Source organism: uncultured Ruegeria sp., from assembly GCF_947500045.1.
In the GTDB taxonomy this organism is placed as follows: Bacteria; Pseudomonadota; Alphaproteobacteria; order Rhodobacterales; family Rhodobacteraceae; genus Ruegeria.
The window spans coordinates 1-650 of the sequence record NZ_CANMQQ010000038.1 but is presented as its reverse complement, the minus strand read 5'-3'; the positions used below and the strand labels follow the sequence as shown (position 1 = coordinate 650).

The window sequence follows — 650 nt, the reverse complement described above, 5'->3', positions numbered from 1 at the left end:
ATCTGGCACAGCTTGTCGTTCAGATCATCGATCATCTCGTGATAGCCCTGTGCCTGATCTTCGGGGCAGAACGGGTGTAGGTTGCCGAACTCGGGCCAGGTGACCGGGATCATCTCAACCGTGGCGTTCAGCTTCATGGTGCAGGACCCCAGCGGGATCATCGCCCGATCCAGCGCCAGATCGCGGTCAGCCAGACGGCGCATATAGCGTGTGATCTCGGCCTCGGCCCGGTTCTTGTGGAAGATCTCGTGGGTCAGATACTCGCTTTCGCGCAGCGCATGTTCCGGCAGGCGGTAGAGCTTGTTCGAGCTGTCATCCGCCCGATCGATGCCAAAGGCACCCCAGACGGCCTCGATGGTCTCGGGGCGGGTCTGTTCGTCCAGGCTGATGCCGACCTTGCTGTCGCCGACCTTGCGCAGGTTGACGCCGCGGGCCACGGCGGCCTCCATCACGACATTCTGCAGATGGCCGACCTCAACCGTAATCGTGTCGAAGAACACTTCCGGTTCCACCGCAAAGCCTGCCTCTTCCAGGCCAGCCGCCAGACGCGAGGTCTTGCGATGCACCGATTGTGCGATGGCCTTGATGCCATCGGGGCCATGGTACACGGCATACATCGAGGCAATCACCGCCAGCAGTGCCTGCGCGGT

The 650-nt window shown here is 62.2% G+C and carries 1 pseudogene; it reads right to left on the bottom strand.

From position 1 onward, the window contains the following. Window positions 1-650, bottom strand: a pseudogene (locus Q1B46_RS22150) (glycine dehydrogenase (aminomethyl-transferring)); the annotation flags it as partial.